The organism is Pseudomonas sp. RIT-PI-r (genome assembly GCF_001297015.1).
Classification (GTDB): domain Bacteria; phylum Pseudomonadota; class Gammaproteobacteria; order Pseudomonadales; family Pseudomonadaceae; genus Aquipseudomonas.
In genome coordinates this window covers 213692-236465 of the sequence record NZ_LIGE01000036.1, presented here as the reverse complement: position 1 = coordinate 236465, position 22774 = coordinate 213692, and the positions used below count along the sequence as shown (strand labels likewise).

The window sequence follows — 22774 nt, the reverse complement described above, 5'->3', positions numbered from 1 at the left end:
GCTCACGGACGACACCTGCAATGCCTCTGGCACAACTTCTCCACGCCCGTGGAGCCTTCGCTGCGTCAACGAGTGACCGGCGATGAGCGGACTACGGGCGACAATGCGTCTGTATGGCCTGGTGAAAAACTCAGGCTCGAGCGACAACCCCCAGCGCCAACCGGTCGACATTCTCTGTACGACGAACAGCACGGGCGGCACTGCCATTCGTGCGTTCGTGTCACGCCTTGATGCCGAGTTGATGACGCGCAGTGCCGGGCTCGCCGATTACCGCGTGATAGCGCTGCGCACCTTCGATCCGACGGCGTTTATCGATGCCCATCAAGGCTGGCTGACACTGCACGTCTGTTGCGGTTTTGTCTCCCCTGCCGGGTATTCGCTGCTCAAGGACGGCGGGTTGATGCCGATGGGCTGGTACGTCTATTCCGAGATCGGCCAGTGGACGGCCCAGCATCATCTCGACCTCGGCGCACAAATGGCCGAACTGCTGCAATCGACTTATGAGCGTAATCACCTGCGCAACTACAACGCCTGGCTCAACGAACTCGACGACGCCTCGCCGGCTGAACTGGCCTGGCAAACCGACGAAGCCTGGCGACACCTGCAAACCGCCGCATCACCCGACAGCCGTGAGCATTGCCACGTCCTGTTCGACCCCGTCGACAACCGCTGGCGCTTCGCCGCGACCGACATCGATATTCATCAGCCGCACCCGGAACCCCTGAAGCAAGGAGCTTTGAATTGAGTGGTAAACCCGCTGCACGCGTCACCGACCCGACCGCCTGCCCACTGCCAGGGCATGGCACCAACCCGATTGTTTCCGGCTCGCCCGACGTCTTTTTCGACGGCCTCGCCGCTGCGCGCATGACCGATAAATCGGCGTGTGGCAGCCCGATTACCGGAGCCGTTTCCGGCACCGTTTTCATCAACGGCTTGAATGCCGCGACGCTCGACAGCACCGGCGGCCACGGCAATGTCGTGGTGGGTGGTTCGGGGACGGTGATCATTGGCCAGAGTGGTGGAGGGGCGGCGTTTAGCGGGTTGTTGCCGATGCCGGTGCATTTTACGGACAGGTTGCAAGTAGTGAATGAGGCAACTGGAGAGCCTGTGCCTTATCACCCCTACACGATTCAGCGCGGTAACGGCAGTGAAGAACATGGCGTTACCGATGCGTCGGGATTTACCCATACCGTCAGCTCGCATTTACCTGAAACTATTAAATTATTTGTTGAGTGACTGATATGGCAGGAGAGAATGCGGCGAGCCTGGAACCTTTGGCTAAAAGAGACGCGGGGAGCGTTGAATTAACCAAGCCAGAAGATAAGTGCGCCAAAATCATTGCGATCAGCATGAAGAAAGTCTTCATTTTGTTTGTCGGTGGTGCGGGAGACCAGGAAAGTTACTACCTCAGTGGGCCGAACTGGAACGTGAGTCATGTTCGAACTAAAGTAGAGGCTGATGCTGCAGCGCTGTGCTATTTGTCGAAGTGCGACATGAAAGCACTGGCTTATAATAAATTCCTGACCGATGAGGACCTGGCCAAAAATGTATTGGTTGAAGTTCCTGAAAAATCCACGCCTGTTTATATCATAGGACACAGTTTGGGCGGTTGGAACGGCGCACACCTCTCCAGTGTTTTGACCGATAAGGGTTATAAGGTCAAAATGCTGATAACGATAGATCCCGTGGGGCAGGGAAAGATCGTATATGGTATTTCAACCATTTATAGGCGAAAACCTGAACCAAAGGCGGGGTTCTGGGTAAATATCCGTGCGGATAAAATCAAGAATCGAGACATATCTGATACTGTCGCGGACTTTGGTGAGCAATGGGAAATAACTTCAGGTCCTGATGTCAGTGGCCGAGTTGATGTCAATCACGCAGATGCGGATGTCATGTTCGATAAAAAACTGGATGGGGGTAAGTCCGCTCGCCAGCTGTTGGCAGACTCTATACTTGGCTATCTAAGGGAGAAATAGACTTTGAATAGATTTTTGTTGACGCTTGCCCTATTGTTTTGTTGCTCATGTTCCTCGAATCATGGCAGGCCAATTGCCGCTCTTGATTACAGAGCGGTTTCACTTAGCTCGAGTGGAAGTTCGTTCTTCATTGGTTTCTCAAGTCATACCGATTTGTTGGGGTTGTTCCAGTCTAAAATTGGCGAGGAACTGGTTTGCACCTTGGGTGCTGATCTGGATTTTTCTATAGGCCATTATCAGAAGCTCTACGGCAACGGTATCGTTGAGGTGAGTGAAAACCCGTCGAAAGGAAAGTATATCGCCAGAGTTATTTTTAAAGAGACCGGCGAAGTGCAGGGTAAGGAGCGTATTCTTGATGGTAATGGGTTGCGCGGAGCTTTAATGGCGAATGATTTCGTTGTGTGTACATTCAGAGTGCATACAACAAAATATAAAACCTACTTTTCGGAATTTATGCGTATTCCTTCCAAAGATTTTTTAAAAGAAATCGATGGCTTGGAGTGATGAGTCAGTTGTTTTGTGCTTTGGATAAATAAGCCGAATTATTGTTTCGGGATCAAACTTTGTATTCGGCGGGTGATCTTGAATATTCATTTCAACAGTTGCAACCGTGTGTGATTCAGGAGGAACACCGCTAATGAATCGAAAAATCTACAAGGTTTTATTGATTGCCGGTTTTTTATTGTGTTCATCTTGCCTGCACCTCAATGTCCCACCCGCCAGGCTTGAATTTGTCTCGATCAATCACGAGATATCTTCCTCTTACGACCTGCGTTTCACCTCAGACCGAAACCTCATTGACCTGTATGAGGATCATGGGCGACGAGGGCAGATTGGTACCTGGATCCATTGCTCGTTGAATGGCGATGCGGATTTTTCCATCGAACATGAAATCGTTCTGGAAGCCTCGGGAATCGTCAGCGGCATGCGCGTGATCGAAGGCGATCGTCGCTATGAGATGTTCGCGAATATCAGTGTCGAGAATCACGCTGTCAATGACGGCCGTAACCACATCCGACCGGTTGAGTTGGTGCAGATCCTCAAACCGCAGGAATACATTCCGTGCAAGGTGGTGATCACCGCGTTCCCGTTCGTGGCGTATTACTCGAAAGTCATGTACATGCCCACGTCGCGGTTCATTGCCGCAATAGAACATCCGCGCGTGGCACCCGCGCGTATTTCGCTCAAACAGCCCGACCAACCAAGGTCGTTGCTGCCTTTTGCCTCAGTGTGCATCGTGCGCTGGCGCTATGACCTGACGCTCGGCTATGACCAGATTGACAGCCTCGGACTCTGTAGCGACGTGCCCTATACCGGCATGCTGGCCTCGTTTGCGCCGAACAACACGAAGCTGAAGGTTGTTTCAGGTTCAGAGGAAAACCCGGCGCCCTTCGCGGCGTACACCATTATTCGCGCTGACGGACGCCGGGAGCCCGGAGTAACTGACGACAAGGGCCGCACACATGAGGTGGGATCCAGCGAGTACGAAACAGTGAGGATCCTGATCGACAACAATCTGGATGTCGTTCAGCGCTGGACAAAACGGACTGATTCCGTCCCATAATATGGGATGTAAAATTACATATTGAGATTTCCCTTCCGGGAGGGCTATAGTCCGTCGCACTCACTGCCAAAAACAAAACAGGTGAAGCGATGCTGGCGCAATTGATCGCGCTCGACTGGGGGACGACCTCATTACGTGCTTACAAACTCGCGGCGGGCGGTGTGGTGCTGGAGCAGCGCGCGCTGTCGTCCGGGATCATGCAATTGCCCAAGACCCCGCGAATCATCAACGGTCGCGAATGCACCGATGGTTTTGAATTGGCCTTTGACGAGGCGTGCGGCGACTGGCTCGATGCGCAGCCGGATCTGCCGGTGATTGCCTGCGGCATGGTTGGCAGCGCACAGGGCTGGCGTGAAGCGGCCTACTGCGAGACGCCGGCGAACGTCGCCAATCTCGGAAACTCCCTACAAACAGTTGTCAGTCTGCGCGGCACTCTCGTGCATATCGTGCCGGGTGTGATTCAGCGTTCGCGTCTGCCGAATGTGATGCGTGGCGAAGAAACCCAAGTGCTCGGTGTGCTGCAGAATCTGCCGATTGAGGCGGGTGCCGATCTGTTGATCGGCCTGCCGGGCAGCCACTCGAAATGGGTCGACGTGGTCGATGGCTGCATCACTCATTTCGACACGTTCATGACTGGCGAAGTGTTCGCTGTACTCAGCGAGCACAGCATTCTCGGCCGGACCCTGAAGCAAGGCGCGGCGTTCGATGCTCTGGCGTTTGACCGGGGCGTGCAGGTTGCGCAGTCGGCGGACGGTGAACTCGGCGTGCTGTCGACGTTGTTCAGCGCCCGTACCCTGGGTCTGACCGGCGAACTCAGCCCGACCGCGCAGGCGGATTATCTGTCCGGCCTGATGATCGGCCATGAACTGGCGGCGCTGGCCACGGTTCAGCGGCGTCGCCGCAACAATCCGAATCTCCCTTCGATCATCCTCATCGGTAACGCGCAACTCTGTGCGCGCTACAGCCGCGCGCTCGATGCCTGCGGTTTCGCCAACGTAACGCTGGCCGAACAGGCCACCGAGCGTGGTTTGTGGCAACTGGCGCTGGCCGCCGGACTGATCGATTCCTCATCCCGTTAACCCTGACTGGAGGCCTGACATGCTCAAGCAAGCATTGGCGCAAAACGGTCTGATCGCGATTCTGCGTGGCCTGCATCCGCAGGAAGCCGCCGCTGTCGGAGAAGTCCTTTATACAGCCGGATTTCGCGTCATCGAAGTACCGCTCAATTCCCCTTCGCCGTACGAAAGTATCCGCATCCTGCGCAATACCTTGCCCGCCGATTGCCTGATCGGTGCCGGCACGGTGTTGACGCCGGAACAGGTCGGTTTGGTGAAGGAAGCCGGCGGCCAAGTGATCGTCATGCCGCACAGCGACGCCAAGGTCTTGCGCGCGGCAAAAGCGGCGGGGCTGTTTCTGTCGCCGGGTGTCGCCACGCCCACGGAAGCGTTCGCGGCGCTGGAGGAGGGCGCGGACATTCTCAAGCTGTTCCCGGCCGAGCAGATGGGCCCGGCCGTCGTCAAAGCCTGGCTCGCGGTGTTGCCGGCCGGGACGGTGCTGGCGCCGGTCGGCGGCATAACTCCGGACAACATGCAGGCGTTTATCGACGCTGGCGTGAAAGGTTTCGGTCTCGGTTCCGGCCTGTTCAAACCGGGCATGACGCCGCAGCAAGTGGCGGTGAATGCCAAGGCCTACGTGGCCGCGTGGAAGGCCCTTCGCTAAGACTTTTTGGCGCTGCGTGCGCTGCATCTATAAGAGAGACAAAAAGATGAAAATCACCAAACTCACCACCTTCATCGTCCCGCCGCGCTGGTGCTTCCTCAAGGTCGAAACCGACGAGGGCGTGACCGGTTGGGGCGAGCCTGTGGTTGAAGGGCGCGCGCACACCGTTGCCGCTGCCGTCGAAGAATTGTCCGACTACCTGATCGGCAAAGACCCACGCAACATCGAGGACATCTGGACGGTGCTGTATCGCGGCGGTTTCTACCGTGGCGGCGCGATCCACATGAGCGCGCTGGCCGGTATCGATCAGGCACTGTGGGACATCAAGGGCAAGGCCCTCGGGGTGTCGGTGAGCGATCTGCTCGGTGGTCAGGTGCGCGACAAGATTCGTGTGTATTCGTGGATCGGCGGCGACCGTCCGGCCGACACTGCGCGTGCGGCGCAAGAGGCGGTGAGCCGTGGCTTCACCGCGGTGAAAATGAACGGCACCGAAGAACTGCAATTCCTCGATACCTTTGAAAAAGTCGATCTGGCGCTGGCCAACGTTGCCGCCGTGCGTGATGCGGTTGGGCCGAACGTCGGCATCGGCGTCGACTTCCATGGCCGCGTGCACAAGCCGATGGCCAAGGTGCTGATGAAGGAGCTCGACCCGTACAAACTGATGTTCATCGAAGAACCGGTGTTGAGCGAAAACTACGAAGCGTTGAAAGAGTTGGCGCCGTTGACCAGCACGCCGATTGCCCTCGGCGAGCGACTGTTTTCGCGTTGGGACTTTAAACGGGTGTTGAGCGAAGGCTACGTCGACATCATTCAGCCGGACGCTTCCCACGCCGGTGGTATCACCGAAACCCGCAAGATCGCCAACATGGCCGAAGCCTACGACGTCGCGCTGGCGCTGCATTGCCCGCTGGGGCCGATTGCGCTGGCGGCGTGTTTGCAACTGGACGCCGTTTGCTACAACGCGTTTATCCAGGAGCAAAGCCTGGGCATCCATTACAACGAGAGCAACGACCTGCTCGACTATGTGAAAGATCCACGGGTGTTCGATTACGACAAAGGCTTCGTGAAGATTCCGAACGGGCCGGGGTTGGGCATCGAGATCAACGAGGAATACGTGATCGAGCGTGCGGCAGTCGGGCATCGCTGGCGCAACCCGATCTGGCGCCACGCCGATGGCAGCTTTGCCGAGTGGTGATTTGTCTCTGACTCAACACAGTTCAAATGTAGGAGTGAGCCTGCTCGCGATTCGGTGTGTCATCCAGCATGTCTGTGCCAGACAAAACGCTATCGCGAGCAGGCTCACTCCTACAGGGATTTGTGCAAGGCCTCAGGCCGACCTCAATAAACATAAAAAGAGGCTCTCCCCATGCAACCGCAAACCCTCACCGGGCAGGCGTCTTTAGTCACGCCCAGCCGCAAGCGGTTTTTCATCATGGTGTTGCTGTTTATCACCGTGGTCATCAACTACCTCGACCGCAGCAACCTGTCGATTGCCGCGCCAGCGCTGACCAGTGAGCTGGGCATCGATCCGATTCACGTCGGCCTGATTTTCTCTGCGTTCGGCTGGACCTACGCCGCCATGCAGATCCCCGGTGGCTGGCTGGTCGACCGCGTGCCGCCGCGCATTCTTTACAGCGTCGCTTTGTTGTTGTGGTCTGTGGCCACGGTGATGCTCGGTTTCGCTGCCAGTTTCATCGCGTTGTTTGTGCTGCGGATGGCGGTCGGTGCGCTGGAAGCCCCGGCTTACCCGATCAACAGCCGCGTGGTGACAACCTGGTTTCCCGAGCGCGAGCGCGCCACGGCCATCGGTTTCTACACGTCAGGGCAGTTCGTCGGTCTGGCATTCCTCACCCCGGTTCTGGCTTGGCTGCAACACGAATTCGGCTGGCACATGGTGTTCGTCGCGACCGGCGCGGTAGGCATCATCTGGGCGGCGATCTGGTACGCGGTGTATCGCGAGCCACGGGATTTCAAAGGCGCCAACGAAGCGGAAATCGATCTGATCCGCGAGGGCGGTGGTCTGGTTGATATTCAGCAGGAAACGGCCAAGGTCAAAGCCAAATTCAGCTGGACCGACTTGGGCATCGTGCTGACCAAACGCAAGTTGTGGGGCATCTACCTCGGCCAGTTCTGCCTGAACTCGACGCTGTGGTTTTTCCTCACGTGGTTCCCGACGTATCTGGTGAAATATCGTGGCATGGACTTCATCAAGTCCGGCCTGCTGGCGTCGCTGCCGTTCCTCGCCGCGTTCGTCGGCGTGCTGTGTTCGGGGTTCTTTTCAGACTTCCTGATTCGGCGCGGCTACACGGTCGGTTTTGCGCGCAAGTTGCCGATCATTGGCGGGCTGCTGATTTCCACCTCGATCATCGGCGCCAACTTCGTTGAGTCGACGCCGCTGGTGATTGCCTTTCTGGCGCTGGCGTTTTTCGGCAACGGTCTGGCTTCGATCACTTGGTCGCTGGTCTCGACGTTGGCGCCGGCACGCTTGCTTGGCCTGACCGGCGGGGTGTTCAACTTCATCGGCAACCTGTCGGCAATTGCCACGCCGATCGTGATCGGTTTCCTTGCCAGCGGCGATTCGTTCGCGCCGGCGATCACCTATATCGCGGTGCTCGCCTTGATCGGTGCACTGTCCTACGTGCTGCTGGTCGGCAAGGTCGAGCGTATCGAGTTGTAGTGGTCTGCGTCGGGCGACCATAATGCCGCCCGTTCCTTCGCTCAACGGTAAAAGGCTGGATATGCAGGAAGACGCCCCGGAAAAAACCAAGGACGCCGCACCCACCGGCACGCAGACGCTGTTGCGCGGCCTCGGAGTGGTGCAAGCGGTGGCCAGTGGCGCCCGTGATCTCAAGGAGATTGCCCGGCTGATCGGCACCACTCGCAGCACCACCCATCGTCTGGCCAGTTGTCTGGTCGATGAACGCTACCTGCGCGTGGTGCCGCAAGTCGGTTACCTGCTCGGGCCGAAGCTGATAGAACTAGGGTTTCAGGCGCGCGAGGAATTGCCGCTGGTGACCCTGGCCGGGCCGTATCTGGACGAATTGTCGGCATTGACCGGCGACACCGTGCACTTAGGGATTCGTGAGGGCGATGAAGTGCTGTATCTGCTGAAGAACCCGGGGCGCAATGGCCCGGAAATGCGCTCGCGGGTCGGCCATCGCATGCCGTTGGCGCGCACCGGGATCGGTAAGGCGTTGATGCTCGATGACTCGCCGAAAGATTGGCAGCGTCTGTACGACATCAGTCTGCCCGCAGGTGGGAAAAGTCAGTTCTGGCCGCAGCATCCCCAGCAGTCGTGGGAACAGCTTGAGCAGCGCATGACCGAGTACGTCGCCGGTGGCTACGCGTTCGATCTGGAAGACAACGAACCGTCGATCCGCTGTGTGGCGGCGCCGATTCGCGATGCGAGCAAGGGCATCGTGGCGGCGATCAGTATCGCCAGTACCGTGCCGTACATGCCGCTGGAAAAAATGGCCGAGCTGATTCCCCTGATCAAAGGGGTCACAGCCCGGCTCTCGGCGGAGCTCGGTCTGAAGATTTAAACCTTGAGCGTCGCCATGTCGATCACGAAACGGTACTTCACGTCGCCGGCGATCATGCGCGCATAAGCCTCGTTGATCTGGCGGATGTCGAGCATTTCGATGTCGCAGGTGATGTTGTGCTCGGCGCAGAAGTCCAGCACTTCCTGGGTTTCAGCGACGCCACCGATCAATGAACCGGCCAATACGCGACGGCTCATCACCAGTTTGCCGGCGTGCACTGGCGGATCGATCGGTTCGATCAGGCCAACCAGAATGTGCACTCCATCGAAGCGCAGGGTGTCGAGGTACGGGTTGAGATCGTGCTGCACTGGAATGGTGTCGAGCAGGAAGTCGAAGTAACCGGCAGCGGCTTTCATCTGCTCGGCGTCGGTGGAAACGATCACGTGATCGGCACCCTGACGACGACCTTCTTCAGCTTTGCTCGCTGAGCGGGTAAACAACGTCACTTCAGCGCCCATGGCTTTGGCAAACTTGATGCCCATGTGGCCGAGGCCACCCATGCCGAGGATTCCGACCTTGTCGCCGGCCTTGACGCCGTAGTGCTTGAGCGGCGAGTAGGTGGTGATGCCAGCGCAGAGAATCGGTGCCGCGCTGGCCAATGCGAGTCTTTCCGGGATGCGCACGACAAAGTGTTCGCTGACCACGATGCTGTCCGAATAACCGCCCATGGTGTTGCTGCTATCGACCCGATCCGGGGTGGCGTAGGTCATGGTCGGGCCTTCGAGGCAGTATTGCTCAAGGTTCGACTGGCAGGCTTCGCAGGTGCGGCAGGAGTCGACCATGCAGCCAACCCCGACCAGATCGCCTACTTTGTGTTTAGTGACATTCGCACCGATCGCGGTGACTTTTCCGACGATCTCGTGGCCGGGCATCAGCGGGTAAACAGCGATGCCCCATTCGTTACGGGCCTGGTGGATGTCGGAGTGGCAGACGCCGCAGTAGAGGATTTCGATGGCGACGTCGTCGGCGCGCGGGCTGCGACGTTCGAACTTCATCGGGGCGAGGGGGGTGGTGGCCGATTGGGCGGCATAGCCGATGGCGGTGTACATGTGAAACCTCGCAAAAGCAGGAACAAGTGAGGCGGCGCATTCTGGGCGCCGACTGACCGCTCGGCCATGACGATTCCTCCGGGTCTCATGCCTAATCCTCCGGGATGCGGGTTTGATCGGTCGTATTGGCAAAAGGATCTGCGATGATGCTTTTATCCCTTTTTCCGCCATATTTTCAGTGAAGAGTTTTAATGCAATTAACCCGTCATCTTGATGCCAATGCCCGGCTGGTTTCGTTGATCGAGCCGTTGGCGCTGCGCGATGGTTATTCCCCGACCGGGTTGCCCGGTGTGCAAGTGTTGCGCGCCAGTTGCGACGTTGCCCGTGGCCCGCACATTTATGAACCGAGCCTGATGATCATCGCCCAGGGCAGTAAACTGGCATTCCTTGGGCCGCGCACGATGGAGTATGGCGCTGGGCATTACCTGATTCAGGCGCTGCCGGTGCCGTTCGAGTGCGAGACGTTTGCCTTGCCGGATGCGCCGTTGCTCGGGGTGTCGGTGGCGATAGATCGGGTGTTGCTCGGTGAGTTGGTGCTGGCCATGGGCCTGGCGCCGGGGCGGCATATTCCGGCGCAGACGCCGGAGTCGATGACTTCGGTGGTGCTCGACGATGACATGCGCGGTTGTGTCGAGCGCTTGCTGAGCTGCCTGCACGATCCGCTGGAATGCCAGATTCTCGGGCCGGCGCGGGTAAGGGAATTGTTGTTTGTCGCGTTGCGCGGGCCGCAGGCCGACGTGTTGCGCGCGTTGGTCGAGCAGCAGGGGCAGTTTGCGCGGGTGGCGGCGTCGATCAGTCATCTGCATGCGCATTACACCGAGCCATTGAATGTCGAGACGCTGGCCGGTTGCGCGAACATGAGCGTGTCGACCTTTCATGAGCATTTCAAACGCAGCACGTTGTTGTCGCCGGTGCAGTATCTGAAGCGTTTGCGGTTGTTGAAGGCGCAGACGTTGCTGGTGGCGGAGGGCTTGGGCGTGGCGCAGGTGGCGCATCGGGTCGGGTATCAGAGTACGTCGCAGTTCAGCCGCGAATACAAGCGCTACTTCGAGCGCAGCCCGGGTGACGAGCGCGCCGCCTGAGGATTTACACACTCCCTGTGGGAGCTGGCTTGCCAGCGATAGCGGTGGTTCAGTTTGCCGTGATGTCGTTTGACACGGCCCCATCGCTGGCAAGCCAGCTCCCACAGGGATTTGTGTTGCTAGCGGAATCGTGGGCAACAAAAAGGCCCCCGTTTCGGGAGCCTTGGTGTTCAGCGTTTCGACTTACATATTCGGATAAGTCGGGCCGCCGGCGCCTTCCGGCGTGACCCAGGTGATGTTCTGCGAAGGGTCCTTGATGTCACAGGTCTTGCAGTGCACGCAGTTCTGGGCGTTGATCTGGAAGCGCTTCTCGCCGTCTTCCTTGGTGATCACTTCGTACACGCCGGCCGGGCAGTAGCGCTGCGCCGGTTCGTCGTACAACGGCAGGTTTTTGCTGATCGGGATGCTTGGGTCGGTCAGCTTCAGGTGGCACGGCTGTTCTTCTTCGTGGTTGGTACCAGAGATGAAAACCGAGCTGAGTTTGTCGAAGCTGAGTTTGCCGTCCGGCTTCGGATAGTCGATCTTCTTGCAGTCGGCCGCGAGCTTGAGGCAAGCGTAATCCGGCTTGGTGTCGTGCAGAGTGAACGGCAGTTTGCCGCCGAAGATGTTCTGGTCCAGCCAGTTGAAACCGCCGCCGACGATGGCGCCGAACTTGTGGATCGCCGGGCCGAAGTTGCGGCTGGCGAAGAGTTCGTCGTAGAGCCAGCTCTTCTTGAACGCGTCCACATAAGTGGTCAGTTCTTCAGTGCCGTCCTTTTCAGCGAACAGTGCGTCAGCTACCGATTCAGCGGCGAGCATGCCGGACTTCATCGCGGTGTGGCTGCCTTTGATCTTGGCGAAGTTCAGGGTGCCGAGGTCGCAACCGATCAGTGCGCCGCCCTTGAAGACCATTTTCGGCAGCGAGTTCAGGCCACCTTTGCAGATTGCGCGGGCGCCGTAGCTGATGCGTTTGCCGCCTTCCAGGTACTGAGCCAGCACCGGGTGGTGCTTGAGGCGCTGGAATTCGTCGAACGGCGACAGGTAAGTGTTGCTGTAGGACAGGTCAACGATCAGACCGACCACCACCTGGTTGTTTTCCAGGTGATAAAGGAACGAGCCGCCGGTGTTCTCGGTGCCCATGATGTCCAGCGGCCAACCGGCAGTGTGCACCACCAGGCCTGGCCGGTGTTTGGCCGGGTCGATTTCCCAGATTTCTTTCAGGCCGATGCCGTAGTGCTGAGCGTCGGCATCGCTGTCGAGGTTGTAGCGCTTGATCAGTTGCTTGCCGATGTGGCCACGGCAGCCTTCGGCGAACAGCGTGTACTTGCCACGCAGCTCCATGCCGGGGGTGTACAGGCCTTCTTTCGGGTTGCCTTCGCGGTCGACGCCCAGATCACCGGTGATGATCCCGCGCACCACGCCTTGCTCGTCGATCAGCGCTTCCTGAGCGGCGAAGCCCGGGTAGATTTCTACACCGAGGTTTTCGGCTTGCTGGGCCAGCCAGCGGCACAGGTTGCCGAGGGAGATGATGTAGTTGCCTTCGTTGTGCATGGTTTTGGGCACAAAGAGGTCAGGAATCTTCTGCGCGCTGTCGGCGTTTTTCAGCACGAAAATATCGTCGCGGGTGACAGGCGTGTTCAGTGGCGCGCCAAGTTCTTTCCAGTCCGGGAACAGTTCATTCAGAGCGCGTGGTTCGAACACGGCGCCGGAGAGGATGTGTGCGCCGACTTCGGAGCCTTTTTCGACCACGCAGACGCTGATTTCCTTACCGGCTTCGGCGGCCTTCTGCTTCAGACGGCAGGCGGCGGACAGGCCAGCGGGGCCGGCACCGACGATGACCACGTCGAATTCCATGTATTCGCGTTCCACAGGCTATCTCCTACTCAAGGCTCAACAGTTTTTTTTCTAATTTGGAGGTTCGGTGTCGATCCGTTATTGCCTTTACGTTAACGTCAAGGGTAATAATGGGCAAACCACCTTTCTCTCTAGGCGGCGCATTATATCTACACCACTCCTAGCGTCCAATACAAACGTTTGTTTGAATCGGCTCCAGACCAGAGAAATCAAAGAAGCGCGGCTTATGAATGGTCATTTTGCTGTATTGACCGGAATAGGCGTTCCGGTCAAGATACGGGCGGTTTTGCGCTCGTCGTAGGCAGACTGGTGGTTTCAAGAGCACGTCTAAAGACAGGGCACAGGCAGTAAAAGGTGATGCGCAGCGCAGTCTGGCGCGCATTTTACACCGGGTCAGGATCAATGACTTGTCGGTCACCACTGACGAACGGTCGCAGGTCCTCACATCGGGAATCCACCTGCAGAGCCGAGTCGGCGTTTTTAGAGGTGCCCTTGTAGGCCCGATGAGCATCAACCGCCAGGTTCGCCTAGGCGACTTTCTTTTCACCGGAGAGTAACGAGGAATCCATGAAGGTTCTTGTAGCTGTCAAACGCGTTGTGGATTACAACGTCAAGGTTCGCGTCAAGGCGGACAATTCCGGCGTCGATCTCGCCAACGTCAAGATGTCGATGAACCCGTTCTGCGAAATCGCAGTGGAAGAAGCCGTACGCCTGAAAGAGAAAGGTGTTGCGACTGAAATCGTCGTCGTCTCCATCGGCCCGACCACCGCTCAGGAGCAGCTGCGTACCGCACTGGCTCTGGGTGCCGACCGTGCCATCCTCGTCGAATCCGCTGAAGATCTGACCTCGCTCGCCGTGGCCAAGCTGCTCAAGGCTGTGGTCGACAAGGAACAGCCGCAGCTGGTGATCCTTGGCAAACAGGCCATCGACAGCGACAACAACCAGACCGGCCAGATGCTCGCGGCACTGAGCGGCTACGGTCAGGGCACGTTCGCTTCGAAAGTCGAAGTCTCCGGTGACAGCGTTGCCGTGACTCGCGAAATCGACGGCGGCGCGCAGACCGTTTCGCTGAAACTGCCTGCAATCGTCACCACCGACCTGCGTTTGAACGAGCCGCGCTACGCGTCTCTGCCAAACATCATGAAAGCCAAGAAGAAGCCTCTCGAAGTGCTGACTCCGGACGCTTTGGGCGTTTCCACCGCCTCCACCAACAAGACCCTGAAAGTCGAAGCGCCGGCGGCACGCAGCGCAGGCATCAAGGTCAAGTCCGTGGCTGAACTGGTTGAAAAACTCAAGAACGAAGCGAAGGTAATCTAAATGACTATCTTGGTTATTGCTGAACACGACAACAAAGTGCTGGCCCCGGCCACGCTGAACACCGTGGCTGCTGCGGCCAAAATCGGCGGCGACATCCACGTTCTGGTTGCTGGTCAAGGCGCTGGCGCCGTGGCTGAAGCTGCTGCGAAAATCGCTGGCGTGAGCAAAGTCCTGAACGCTGATAACGCGGCTTACGCGCATCAGCTGCCGGAAAACGTTGCTCCGCTGGTCGCAGAGCTTGGCGCTGGCTACAGCCACATCCTGGCTGCTGCCACCTCCAACGGCAAAAACATCCTGCCGCGCGTTGCTGCGCAGCTCGACGTTGACCAGATCTCCGAGATCATCTCGGTCGAAAGCGCTGACACCTTCAAGCGCCCGATCTACGCCGGTAACGCTATCGCTACCGTGCAATCGACCGCCGCGATCAAAGTGATCACCGTGCGTGCCACCGGTTTCGACCCGGTTGCTGCTGAAGGCGGTTCGGCTGCCGTTGAAGCAGTCGCTGCTGCGCACAACGCTGGCACTTCGAGCTTCGTTGGCGAAGAGCTGGCCAAGTCCGATCGTCCAGAGCTGACCGCTGCCAAGATCGTCGTTTCCGGCGGCCGTGGCATGCAGAACGGCGACAACTTCAAACACCTGTACGCCCTGGCCGACAAGCTGGGCGCAGCCGTCGGTGCTTCGCGCGCTGCGGTTGACGCAGGCTTCGTACCGAACGACATGCAGGTCGGTCAGACCGGCAAGATCGTTGCGCCACAGCTGTACATCGCCGTTGGTATCTCCGGCGCGATCCAGCACCTGGCCGGTATGAAAGACTCCAAAGTGATCGTTGCGATCAACAAGGACGAAGAAGCGCCGATCTTCCAGGTGGCCGATTACGGTCTCGTGGCGGATCTGTTCGAAGCAGTCCCTGAGCTGGAGAAGCTGGTCTAATCCAGCGGCTTCACTTATAAAGAGCCCGGCCTGTTGGCCGGGCTTTTTTTTGTCTCGGATTTGAGTGGGAGCGTTTCGCCATGGATTTGCGCTGCGGATGGTTGTTGGGATTGGCCCTGTTGCCAGGTTTGGCCGCGGCCGCCGGCAAGTGCGAGCGCCTCATCGTCACTGGTAGCCCGGATGCGCCACCGTATCTGTGGCAGGATCCGCAAAATCCCAAGCAGTTGATCGGCGCCAGTGCCGACCTGTTGCAACAAATCGGCAAAGACCTCGGCATCAAAGTCGAGTTGCTCTACGCCGGTAAACGCTCGCAAGCCCTCGATGAAGTGCGCAGCGGGCGCATGGACATGCTGGCTGACGCACCGCTGACCCTCAACGAGTTGGAAACCCTCGACTACATCCATCCACCGTTGCTGGAAAACGACTATCTGGTGTGGGCGCGCAAAGGCTCGACACTGGTTTACAGCGAAGCCAAAGACCTGCACGGCCACGCCGGAGCCTTGTCGGAAAAGTCTCGCATGACCCAGGCATTTGGCACGTTCGCCGAGCAGAATCTGACCCTGACCAAGACAGCCAACCTCACCCAAGCGCTACAGAAATTGCTCCTTGGTGAAGTGGAATATGTACTCGCCGGCCGCTATTCGGGCATGGCCGCCGCGCAGGCGTTGGGTATGGCCAATGACCTGCTGGCGTTCGAACAACCCGTCGACCGGCCGGGGCTGTTTCTTGCGGTTTCTCACAACTCGGCCTGCAACGATCCGTGGTTGCGCGGACAGCTAGCCAAAAAGATGACAGAATTGCCCGCGTCCGGACTGACGGAAGCCGCGCTGCAACGCAATATCGAGCGCTGGAAGGCGCAGCAGCAACAGCCGCAACAACCTGTCAGTGCCCCAAAACAGTAGGGATTCTTAGTGAGTATTCGACCTCTTTTCGCGGCTGTGGCCGTTCTGGCCCTGGCCGGTTGCGCGACCGATCCGGCACCCGTTGAACAAATGCGCCTGACCGAGCAGGCCATTACCCAGGCCAAGGCTGTCGGCGCCACCGCTGATGAAGTGCCGGAAATGAAACTGGCCGAAACCAAATACGACCGTGCCAAAGGCAACATGGCCGACGAGTCCTACCGCAATGCGCGTATGCGTGCCGAACAGGCTGAGCTGGATGCGCGTCTGGCTGAAGCCAAAGTGCTGACGCAAAAAAGCGAAGAACAGGTGAACGTGCTCAACACCCGCATCGTCCGACTGCGCAAGCAACTGGGAGATGCCCAATGAGCCTCAAATCCAAAGTCGTTGGCGCGCTGATTCTCGCCGGTTGCGCCAGCCTGTACGGCTGCGCCGGACAGCACAGCGAATCCGCTCTGCAAGAAGCCGGCGCCGACTTCCAGAAAGTCAAAGAAGACTCCAACGTGCTGCGCATCGCGCCGAAAGACGTGATTCGTGCAGGAGAATCGCTGGCTCGCGCCGATCGCCTGTCGACCTATTGGGGCAGCGGTTCGGACGTAGTGCACTACGCCTATCTGAGCCAGCGCTACAGCGAAATCGCCCGCGAACACACCAATCAGGTGCTCAACGAAGAGCGCGCGGCCAAGCTCGAACTGGAACGCCAGCGTCTGCAATTGGCTTTGCGTGAGTCCAAGCTGCTCAGCGTGCAGCAGCAGGGCAAGTGGCTGGAAGAACAGATCGTCGCACTGGCCACCACGCAGACCGACCGGGGCCTGGTGATGACCCTCGGCGACGTGTTGTTCGACACCGGTGAAGCGGAGCTGAAAAACTCGGCCAACCGTGTCGTGCTGAAGATCGTTCAGTTCCTGCAACTGAATCCGAAACGCGTGGTGCGCATCGAGGGCTACACCGACAGCACCGGCGGCAAGCAGGAAAACCTCAAACTGTCCCGCGACCGCGCACAAGCCGTGGCGGACGTGCTGATGGATCTCGGGATCGACGACAAACGCATTCAGGTCGAAGGTTACGGCGATGAATACCCGGTAGACGTCAATGCTTCCGAGCGTGGGCGCGCACAGAACCGTCGGGTGGAAATTGTCTTCTCCGACGAAAAAGGCCAGCTCGGCGCCGCCCGCTAAGCAACGCAAAACCCTACACAGCTCCTGGAAAGCCCGGACTGTCATGCAGTGCCGGGCTTTTTTACGTCTGTCGATTAGCTCGCAAATCAGTACAGTCAGGGGCAGACACCGCACTGTATGGTCGACTAAAGTGGTAACTGTCCCAGTACACTTCTAAACTGTTCCGGTATTGTTTCACACAAGAATAAAATGCCCGTGAAATCGAGTGCTGCGTCATGACCAATCTCTTGCTCTACCAACGTATTGCTCAGCAACTGGCCGAAGACATTCGCCGTGGTGTCTATCAACCGGGGGAGCGCGTGCCTTCGGTGCGCAAGATGAGTTCGCAGCTCAACGTCAGCCATGCGACGGTGTTGCAGGCGTACGCCAATCTTGAAGATCAGGGGCTGATTCGCGCGCGTCCGCAGTCCGGTTATTACGTGCACCAGACACCCGCGTTGACTGCGCCGACGCCCGACATCGCCCGGGTTGAGCGTCCCGGTCTGGTGACCCGCAGCAGCATCATTCAACAGGTTCTGGTCGAATCACGCCGCGAAGGTGTATTCCCGTTGGGCGCTGCGGTGCCGAGCGTCGATTACCTGCCGGTTCGGGCGCTGCATCAGCAACTGGCCAAAGTTACCCGTTTCCATAGCCCGCGCGCCTTCAGCTACATGTTCAGCCCCGGTTTTGAACCGCTGCGCCGGCAAGTGGCGATCCGCATGCGCGATGCCGGCGTAGTCGTCGACCCGTCGGAGGTAGTGATCACCCACGGTTGCGTCGACGCCTTGCAGATGTCGTTGCGGGTACTGACCCGGCCCGGCGATCTGATCGCGGCTGAATCACCGACTTATTATGGTCTGTTGCAACTGGCTGACCTGCTCGGCCTGAAAGTCATCGAAATCCCCAGCGATCCCGCCACCGGCATGAGCCTGGAGGCGCTGCAACTGGCGGCCAATCAATGGTCAATCAAAGCGTTGGTGCTGACCACGCGCCTGAGCAATCCCTTGGGCGGCACCATGCCCGAAGAGCGCCAGAAGCAATTGCTGCGCCTGGCCTCGGACTTCGATATCCAGATCGTCGAAGACGACATCTATGGCGAGTTGATGTTCGAGCAGGGTCGCACCAAAGCGCTCAAGGCGTATGACCGACTGGATCGGGTTATCTACTGCTCGAGTTTTTCCAAAACGTTATCGCCAGGGGTGCGCATCGGCTGGATGATCGCCGGCAAATACCAGCAGGAAATCCAGCGCTTGCAGACCTTCAGTACGCATTCGGCGTGCAGCGTGACGCAAATGGCCATTGCCGCCTATCTGGAAAACGGTGGTTATGACCGGCATTTACGGTACATCCGCCAGGAATACCGGAAAAACCTCAGTGCCTTTCAATTGGCGGTGCAGCAGTACTTCCCCGAAGGCACGCAAATGTCCCGGCCCACGGGCGGTTTCATCCTCTGGGTGAGTCTGCCTGGGCGGGTCAATACGCAGGAATTGCATGTTCGCGCCTTGCAGCAGGGCATCAGCATTGCGCCGGGGCTTATCTTCAGTAATACCGAGCAGTTCAACCACTGTATACGCCTCAATTGCGGGATTCCGTGGAATCGCGAAGCGGAGAGGGCGCTGATGACCCTGGGTCTGTTGGCCACTCAACTGTGTCAGGAAACAGCAGGCGGATTCTGAACGAGAGGCGGCTGATGCTTGTCTTGTGACGCTCAACAAGCGAGCATATGGCCCTCTGCCGTTAGTGTCGTTGGGTCCATGAAAGCGATTTTTCCTGCCGCCGGAGTTCTGCTGTGCCTGCTGATGATCGGCCATGCGCCTGCTGTGGCGGCCGCAGTGCAGGAAAAGCCCGCCGTCACGAGTACAGCCAAGAAGCAGGCAACCAGCCAGAAAAAGACGCCGGTCAACAAGGCCCAGAAGAAAAAAGCCGCTGCGGTGAAGAAGCGAGCACCGATCGCTTCCAAGTCAAAACCCGCCAGCGAAGTGGCGAAAACCAGATTGCCAGCGGCCAGGCTCGACTTGAGCCTGCCCAAGGATATGGTTCAGGAATTGAAACCCAAGGGCACTGTTGAATTGCCCAAGCGCGAGCCGATCCTGCCGCAGATGTTTGGCGAGAAAAACAGCGGTTTCCAACTCAACGGTCGCTTGCTCAGCAACGAAATGCAGTTGCAACTGCGCAACGAAGAGCGTCGCGAAGTCGAAGGCGCGGCACTCGATTTCGAATTCAAGCAGTAAATTCCGCCGGTCTGTGACCCGCACAGCAGACGCTTTGTCGCAGACTGGTCAGTCACATTCGCTTATCGCTAAAAACCCCGGTACCGGCAATTTAAAACAGCCGTTTTAGCGGTTACTCTGTTCGGCGTCTCTTTAACACATCGCCCGTCGCGAGGATTTTTCCGTCATGAAATGCCGTGAAGGCTGTGGCGCTTGCTGCATTGCCCCTTCCATCAGTTCGCCGATTCCCGGCATGCCCGATGGCAAACCTGCCGGCGAACGTTGCGTGCAACTCTCGGTCGAAAACCTGTGCAGCATTTTCGGCCGCCCCGAGCGCCCGACAGTTTGCTCGGGTTTTACCGCGGATGTCGAAACCTGCGGCAGCAGCTCGGAAGAGGCGATCAGGCTGATCGGCTGGTGGGAGCAAATGACGGCGGCGTGATGTGTCAAACGAACGGAACTTCAACAATAAGGAATAAGACTATGGGTTCGCTGCATCGTATCGCTGTGTTGTGTGGTTTGACCGCTGTGCTGGCCACGTCCGTCGCTCAGGCTGAAGACTGGAAAGTTGCCAAGAACGAGGACGGCATCAAAGTCTCCCTGAGCGAAGTACCGGGTTCGGACTACAAGTCCTATCAGGGCGTTGCACTGATGAAGACCACCGTCGCCAAACTGCGCGCACTGCAGGAAGACGTCTCCGGCGCGTGCGCCTGGATTCACGAGTGCAAGACCCAGAAACTGCTCAAGCACGAAGGCGACAAGAGCTGGACCTATAGCCAGTTCAATACGCCTTGGCCGGTAACTCCGCGTGACTCGGTGATCGAAGTCACCACCGTCGAAGGCGCCGACGGCAGCCTGACCCGCAACCTCAAAGGTCTGCCGACGTACGTTCCGGAAGAAAAAGGCTTTGTCCGCGTGCAGCAGGTCAAAGGCTTCTGGAAGTTCGTACCCAAGGGCGACCAGGTTGAAGTGACCTACCAGGTGCACACCGAGCCCGGTGGCAGCGTGCCGGCGATGGTTGCCAACAAGTTCGTGGTCGACGCACCGTTCAACACCCTCAAAGCCCTGAAAGAACGCGCCGAGAAGTAATCAAACGCGCTCTAAGAAACGCCCCGACCGATACGGGGCGTTTTGTTTTGTATCTATATTGTGTTTCCAGATATGCGTTGAACGAAATTTTCACAAAGCGTTCAAGACAATTCGCCCGCGCTGTTTTCCGGCTGTCATCGCTTTAAATGAAAGTGTCTGGCAGCGCGGCAGTAATCAATAGCAATGGTGCGGGTGATCGTGCAACATTTGCGCACTGCGCAAGCCCCGGGGTCTGGAATGACCAATAGAGGGCATGGCGCCGCTGTATTTTTGCAACTTCAACTTCCAATGGGTCCTAAAACGACATGGCAAACCCGGACGCCCTGAATCAGCAGCGATCTTCTGCTCGCCTGCTGCAACCGACCGTCAAATCGCATCTGGCCTACACGCTGCTTTGTGCGCTGGTCATGATGGTGATGTTTTCCGTGCTGCGCCTCGCGCTGCTGGTCTACAACCGCGAGATGATCCTCGACACCCCGGCCTCGACCTTCCTCGAAGCCTTCGCCAACGGCCTGCGTTTCGACCTGCGCCTGGTGGTCTATGTGTGCATTCCGCTGGTGCTGGCCCTGTTCAGTGCCCGCGCCATGGCCGCACGCGGTTTCTTTCGCCTGTGGCTGACCATCGCCTCGAGCATCGCGCTGTTCCTCGGCCTGATGGAGATGGACTTCTACCGCGAGTTCCACCAGCGCCTCAACGGTCTGGTGTTCCAGTACGTGAAGGAAGACCCGAAAACCGTGATGAGCATGCTCTGGTACGGTTTTCCGGTGGTGCGTTACCTGCTGGCGTGGGTCATCGGCACTGTCATTCTGACCCTCGCGTTCAAAGGTGCCGACCGCGCCACACGTCCGCGCGGACCTTTCAGCGGTGGCAGCGTCAGCAGCCGCCAAGTCGCGCCGTGGTACACCCGCCTGGCGGTATTCGTGGTCTGCCTGCTGATCTGCGTGGTCGCCGCCCGTGGCACCCTGCGTCAGGGCCCGCCAATGCGTTGGGGTGACGTGTACACCACCGATTCCAACTTCGCCAACCAGCTCGGCCTCAACGCTACGCTGTCGCTGATCGAGGCTGCCAAGTCGCGCATGGGCGAGGATCGCGACAATATCTGGAAAGCGACGTTGCCGCAGGAGCAAGCGCAGAAAGTCGTGCGTGACATGTTGCTGATGCCGGACGACAAACTGGTGGATGCCGATATTGCCGCCGTGCGCCGTGATTACACGCCGCCGGCCGACAAGACCCTGCCGATCAAGAACGTCGTGGTGATCCTGATGGAAAGCATGGCCGGTCACTCGGTCGGTGCATTGGGCGCGCCAGGCAACATCACGCCATACCTGGACAAGCTGTCCAAGGAAGGCCTGCTGTTCGACCGCTTCTTCTCCAACGGTACGCACACTCACCAGGGCATGTTCGCGACCATGGCCTGCTTCCCGAACCTGCCAGGTTTCGAATACCTGATGCAGACCCCGGAAGGCAGCCACAAGCTATCCGGCCTGCCGCAGGTGCTCAGCGCCCGTGACTACGACGACGTGTACGTCTACAACGGCGACTTCGCCTGGGACAACCAGTCAGGCTTCTTCAGCAACCAGGGCATGACCAACTTTGTTGGCCGTAACGACTTCGTCAACCCGGTGTTCTCCGATCCGACCTGGGGCGTGTCTGACCAAGACATGTTCGACCGTGGCCTGCAGGAGCTCAAGGCGCGCGAAAACGGCAAGCCGTTCTACGCGCTGCTGCAAACCCTGTCCAACCACACGCCATACGCCTTGCCGACGCCATTGCCGGTTGAGCGCGTCACCGACCGTGGCAGCCTCAACGAACACTTGACCGCCATGCGCTACTCCGACTGGGCGCTGGGTCAGTTCTTCGAGAAGGCACGCAAAGAGCCGTACTTCAAGGAAACCCTGTTCGTCATCGTCGGCGACCACGGCTTCGGCAACGAGCGCCAGATCACCGAAATGGACCTGGGCCGCTTCAACGTGCCGATGCTGATGATCGCTCCGGGCATCCAGGAGAAGTTCGGTACCCGCGACCACACCGTCGGTACGCAGATCGACATCGTGCCGACTATCATGGGCCGCCTGGGTGGCGAAGTGCGTCATCAGTGCTGGGGCCGCGATTTGCTCAATCTGCCGGAAGGCGACACCGGTTTCGGTGTGATCAAACCGTCGGGCAGCGAGCAGACCACCGCCATCGTCACGGCCGACCAGATTCTGGTATTGCCGAGAGACAAGGACATGGGGCCGAAGATGTGGCAGTACCAGTTGGGCGCCAATCCGCACGCCGAAGTGGTACCGAATGCACCGCGCACCGCCGAGTTGAAACTCAAGCTTGAAGCGTTTCTGCAAACGGCGACCAAGAGCCTGATGGATAACACCGCTGGTGTGATCCACGGCAAGCCGGATTGATCGCC

General features: G+C 58.5%; 23 protein-coding genes. 21 read left to right on the top strand and 2 right to left on the bottom strand.

Annotated features, from left to right (window positions below):
- Positions 1-82 precede the first annotated feature (82 nt).
- The 10 genes from AK821_RS21470 to AK821_RS21425 all read left to right on the top strand — a co-directional run bounded on the left by AK821_RS21470 (position 83) and on the right by AK821_RS21425 (position 8804).
- On the top strand, positions 83-745 hold the full coding sequence (locus tag AK821_RS21470) for a hypothetical protein (protein ID WP_064391486.1): 663 nt from the start codon (positions 83-85) through the stop codon (positions 743-745).
- Complete coding sequence (locus AK821_RS21465; protein WP_064391485.1) at positions 742-1236, top strand: PAAR domain-containing protein; 495 nt, start codon at positions 742-744, stop codon at positions 1234-1236. Before AK821_RS21470 ends, AK821_RS21465 begins: the two co-directional genes overlap by 4 nt.
- Before the next feature lie 5 nt (positions 1237-1241).
- Positions 1242-1979 (top strand): alpha/beta hydrolase, encoded by a 738-nt coding sequence (locus tag AK821_RS21460; protein ID WP_064391484.1) that lies wholly within the window; start codon positions 1242-1244, stop codon positions 1977-1979.
- A 3-nt stretch (positions 1980-1982) separates the two neighbouring features.
- Positions 1983-2483 (top strand): hypothetical protein, encoded by a 501-nt coding sequence (locus AK821_RS21455; protein ID WP_064391483.1) that lies wholly within the window; start codon positions 1983-1985, stop codon positions 2481-2483.
- Between the two features lie 133 nt (positions 2484-2616).
- The gene (locus AK821_RS21450) at positions 2617-3543 is read left to right on the top strand and encodes a hypothetical protein (RefSeq protein ID WP_152974188.1); all 927 of its coding nucleotides are present in this window, start codon (positions 2617-2619) and stop codon (positions 3541-3543) included.
- Between the two features lie 89 nt (positions 3544-3632).
- The gene (locus AK821_RS21445) at positions 3633-4622 is read left to right on the top strand and encodes a 2-dehydro-3-deoxygalactonokinase (protein WP_064391481.1); all 990 of its coding nucleotides are present in this window, start codon (positions 3633-3635) and stop codon (positions 4620-4622) included.
- Positions 4623-4641: 19 nt separating this feature from the next.
- Positions 4642-5262 carry a 2-dehydro-3-deoxy-6-phosphogalactonate aldolase gene (locus AK821_RS21440; RefSeq protein WP_064391480.1) on the top strand — a complete coding sequence of 207 codons (621 nt, stop codon included), beginning with the start codon at positions 4642-4644 and terminating at the stop codon, positions 5260-5262.
- Between the two features lie 46 nt (positions 5263-5308).
- On the top strand, positions 5309-6457 hold the full coding sequence (dgoD, locus tag AK821_RS21435) for a galactonate dehydratase (RefSeq protein WP_064391479.1): 1149 nt from the start codon (positions 5309-5311) through the stop codon (positions 6455-6457).
- Positions 6458-6628: 171 nt separating this feature from the next.
- Positions 6629-7939 carry an MFS transporter gene (locus AK821_RS21430; protein WP_064391478.1) on the top strand — a complete coding sequence of 437 codons (1311 nt, stop codon included), beginning with the start codon at positions 6629-6631 and terminating at the stop codon, positions 7937-7939.
- A gap of 61 nt (positions 7940-8000) precedes the next feature.
- On the top strand, positions 8001-8804 hold the full coding sequence (locus AK821_RS21425) for an IclR family transcriptional regulator (RefSeq protein WP_007908330.1): 804 nt from the start codon (positions 8001-8003) through the stop codon (positions 8802-8804).
- Here the strand turns inward: AK821_RS21425 and AK821_RS21420 are convergent.
- A complete protein-coding gene (locus tag AK821_RS21420; RefSeq protein ID WP_064391477.1) occupies positions 8801-9853 on the bottom strand; it encodes an NAD(P)-dependent alcohol dehydrogenase in 1053 nt (350 codons plus the stop codon). The two genes, AK821_RS21425 and AK821_RS21420, sit on opposite strands and share 4 nt — an antisense overlap.
- Positions 9854-10044: 191 nt before the next feature.
- Between AK821_RS21420 and AK821_RS21415 the strand changes: the two genes are divergently transcribed.
- Entirely contained in the window at positions 10045-10935 is an 891-nt protein-coding gene (locus AK821_RS21415) for an AraC family transcriptional regulator (RefSeq protein WP_008085522.1), read from the top strand.
- A gap of 183 nt (positions 10936-11118) precedes the next feature.
- On the opposite strand, the gene AK821_RS21410 is transcribed toward AK821_RS21415, so the two are convergent.
- Entirely contained in the window at positions 11119-12783 is a 1665-nt protein-coding gene (locus AK821_RS21410) for an electron transfer flavoprotein-ubiquinone oxidoreductase (RefSeq protein ID WP_064391476.1), read from the bottom strand.
- Between the two features lie 552 nt (positions 12784-13335).
- On the opposite strand from AK821_RS21410, the gene AK821_RS21405 reads away from it, so the two are divergent.
- The 10 genes from AK821_RS21405 (at position 13336) to AK821_RS21360 (ending at position 22769) form a co-directional block, all read left to right on the top strand.
- A complete protein-coding gene (locus AK821_RS21405) occupies positions 13336-14085 on the top strand; it encodes an electron transfer flavoprotein subunit beta/FixA family protein (RefSeq protein WP_007908338.1) in 750 nt (249 codons plus the stop codon).
- A complete protein-coding gene (locus AK821_RS21400; RefSeq protein WP_034155324.1) occupies positions 14086-15015 on the top strand; it encodes an electron transfer flavoprotein subunit alpha/FixB family protein in 930 nt (309 codons plus the stop codon). It begins immediately after the preceding gene.
- 80 nt (positions 15016-15095) lie between these two features.
- Positions 15096-15917, top strand: a complete 822-nt coding sequence (locus AK821_RS21395; protein ID WP_064391475.1) for a substrate-binding periplasmic protein — start codon at positions 15096-15098, stop codon at positions 15915-15917.
- Positions 15918-15926: 9 nt separating this feature from the next.
- Positions 15927-16283 (top strand): DUF4398 domain-containing protein, encoded by a 357-nt coding sequence (locus AK821_RS21390; RefSeq protein WP_082355479.1) that lies wholly within the window; start codon positions 15927-15929, stop codon positions 16281-16283.
- Entirely contained in the window at positions 16280-17092 is an 813-nt protein-coding gene (locus AK821_RS21385) for an OmpA family protein (protein WP_064391473.1), read from the top strand. Before AK821_RS21390 ends, AK821_RS21385 begins: the two co-directional genes overlap by 4 nt.
- Positions 17093-17307: 215 nt before the next feature.
- Complete coding sequence (locus AK821_RS21380) at positions 17308-18747, top strand: aminotransferase-like domain-containing protein (protein WP_064391472.1); 1440 nt, start codon at positions 17308-17310, stop codon at positions 18745-18747.
- A 78-nt stretch (positions 18748-18825) separates the two neighbouring features.
- Complete coding sequence (locus AK821_RS21375) at positions 18826-19302, top strand: hypothetical protein (RefSeq protein ID WP_064391471.1); 477 nt, start codon at positions 18826-18828, stop codon at positions 19300-19302.
- A 166-nt stretch (positions 19303-19468) separates the two neighbouring features.
- Positions 19469-19723 carry a YkgJ family cysteine cluster protein gene (locus AK821_RS21370; protein WP_064391470.1) on the top strand — a complete coding sequence of 85 codons (255 nt, stop codon included), beginning with the start codon at positions 19469-19471 and terminating at the stop codon, positions 19721-19723.
- Between the two features lie 41 nt (positions 19724-19764).
- Positions 19765-20370 (top strand): START domain-containing protein, encoded by a 606-nt coding sequence (locus AK821_RS21365; RefSeq protein WP_038364418.1) that lies wholly within the window; start codon positions 19765-19767, stop codon positions 20368-20370.
- A 305-nt stretch (positions 20371-20675) separates the two neighbouring features.
- The gene (locus AK821_RS21360; protein ID WP_064391469.1) at positions 20676-22769 is read left to right on the top strand and encodes an LTA synthase family protein; all 2094 of its coding nucleotides are present in this window, start codon (positions 20676-20678) and stop codon (positions 22767-22769) included.
- The last annotated feature ends 5 nt before the right edge of the window (positions 22770-22774 follow it).